Annotated in this window: 2 protein-coding genes; both read left to right on the plus strand. The window is 36.9% G+C overall.

The window, feature by feature from the left end:
• A partial coding sequence (locus M0R38_13405) for a chromosome segregation protein SMC (GenBank protein MCK9482733.1) occupies positions 1-1266 on the plus strand: 1266 nt, incomplete at its 5' end.
• Positions 1267-1301: 35 nt separating this feature from the next.
• Positions 1302-2538, plus strand: a 1237-nt coding sequence (gene ffh / locus M0R38_13410; protein MCK9482734.1) for a signal recognition particle protein, incomplete at its 3' end; no start/stop codon positions are given.

The following is a 2538-nucleotide window of genomic DNA, read 5'->3' on the forward strand; positions in this document are numbered from 1 at the left end:
CGCAATAAGATTGTCAGTTTAAGAAGTTTAATTGGTAAAACAAGAGAGTTGGTTGTGAAAGCTAATAACGAGCTTGAAGAGTACAGAGAAAACTTAACGCAAAGTAAAATTGATTTAGGTGATCAAGTAGCAAAAGTAGATTTAGCTAAAATTTTAATAGAGAATTTAACTGAGCAAACTGAAGATTTAAGAAATCAGTTGGCTGAGGTGAAGTTTCTATTTAACCAAACAGAACAGAGAATAGGGACGATCTTAGAACAAATTAATGTGTTAAGGGATGAAAAAGAGAGTTTAATTGCTTCTCAAGGTGATTATAGTGAGCGCCTTGACTCTTTAGTTGTTAAAATTAGTGACGATCATCAAATGCTTCAAGCTAAACGTGAAAGTGTAAACACCCTTTATGAAAAACAAAACCAACTTCGTTCCAATGTTGATAAACTCACTTTCCACTTAGAATCTTTAGCTGAGCAAATAAAAGGTATTTATCACAACTACTTTGAAAACTACGGAAAGAGTTTAAAAGAGTACGATGAGCGATTAAATGATGATTTAGAAGATGTTCCTCAACTGCGTGAAGAGTTAACTCAAATTAAAAAGCAAATTCAATCTTTAGGTTACATCAACCACATGGCTCAAGAGGAATTTAGAGAGATTAAAGAGCGGCACGACTTTTTAGTTAAACAGATGAGTGACCTTGAAAAAGCTAAAGACGATTTAACTGAAGTTATAAAAGAGATTAGAACGCGCTCAGAAGAGCTGTTTATCGACTCTTTTGTTAAAATTAGAGAGGCGTTTCAAGATATCTTCCACCGCATGTTTGGTGGAGGAAGGGCTGATTTACGCCTTTTAGATAATGATAATATTTTAGAAAGTGGAATCGATATTTTAGCTCAACCCCCAGGTAAAAAGCTTGATCGTTTAGCCCCATTATCGGGAGGGGAAAAATCGTTAACCGCAGTAGCACTGCTTTTTGCCACTTATAAAGTAAAACCCTCCCCATTTTGTGTTTTAGATGAAATTGATGCCTCCTTAGATGATCGTAACATCGGTTATTTCTTATCGGTGTTGGAAGAATTTAGTGAGAGCAGTCAATTTATCATCATCACCCACAACAAACACACAGTTATGGGTTCGCAAACCTTACTGGGTGTTACAATGCAAGAAAAAGGGGTTTCTAAAGCGATTAGCTACCGCATGGGATACGATTCTGATAAGCAAGTAATCTATGAAGATCCCATTGACATTAGCTTAACTAATACAGTATAAAACGATACTGTAATGGACAATTTAGTGGATATACAATGTTTGATTCAATAAGTGAAAAATTTTCAAATATAATTAGAGGTTTTGGCTCTAAAGGTAAAATTACCCAAAAAAATATCGAAGAGGCTGTAGAGGAGATTAAAATTGCTCTTTTGGAAGCCGACGTAAACTTACGGGTAGTTCGAAGGTTTATAAATAGGACCATTGAAGAGGCTACAGGGGAAGCTGTTTTAAAGTCTGTCGATCCAGGGCAACAATTTATTAAAATTGTTTACGATCGAATGGTTCAACTTTTAGGTGATGTTGGTCAACAAGAGCTTAAATTAAAAGGGCCAGATACCCCCTCAGTTATTTTGATGATGGGTCTTCAAGGTTCAGGAAAAACTACTACAGCTGCGAAATTAGCCTTAAGGTTGAAAAAAGAGGGAAGACGACCTTTATTAGTAGCTGCCGACTTAGTACGTCCTGCCGCTATTTTACAATTAGAGATATTAGCAGAGCAAATAGGAGTACCCTCCTACAGTGAGAAAAGTGACAATCCAGTAAAAGTTGCTAAGAATGCACTAAAACTTGCTAAAAAAGAGCAATACAACGCTGTCATTGTTGATACTAGTGGAAGGCTCCACCTAGATGAAACGATGATGAAAGAGATAAAAGCAATCCACGATGCAATAGATCCCGATGAGAAGTTGTTTGTTGCCGATGCAATGACTGGTCAAAACGGGGTTAACATTGCCAAAGAGTTTGAAGAGAAAGTTGGTATTAGTGGAGTTATTTTATCTAAATTTGATTCAGATACCCGCGGAGGGGCTGCTTTATCGTTATCATCGATTGTTGGAAAGCCCATTAAGTTCATTGGTGTTGGGGAAAAAGTTGAAGATTTAGAGCCATTTTATCCTGAGAGAATTGCTTCTCGTATTTTAGGGATGGGAGATGTAGTCTCTTTAGTTGAAAAGGCCCAAGAAGTATGGGATGAGAAAGAGAGTGAGCGTGTTCAAAAGAAGATGAAAGAGAACACCTTCGATTTGCACGACTACTTGGATCAACTACAAAATATGAATAAAATGGGCTCAATTGATAAGCTTATCGACATGATTCCGGGAGCTAAAGGGCAAATTAGTGAAGATGATATCGACACTAAAGAACTGGTTAGAGAAAAAGCTATTATACAATCAATGACCTATGCGGAAAGGTCTAATTATCGTATACTAGGTCCAACTCGCAGAAGAAGGGTTGCTAAAGGAAGTGGAACTTCAGTTAGCGAAGTTAATCGTA

The sequence above is a fragment of the Bacteroidia bacterium genome (assembly GCA_023228875.1).
In the GTDB taxonomy this organism is placed as follows: Bacteria; Bacteroidota; Bacteroidia; order NS11-12g; family UBA955; genus JALOAG01.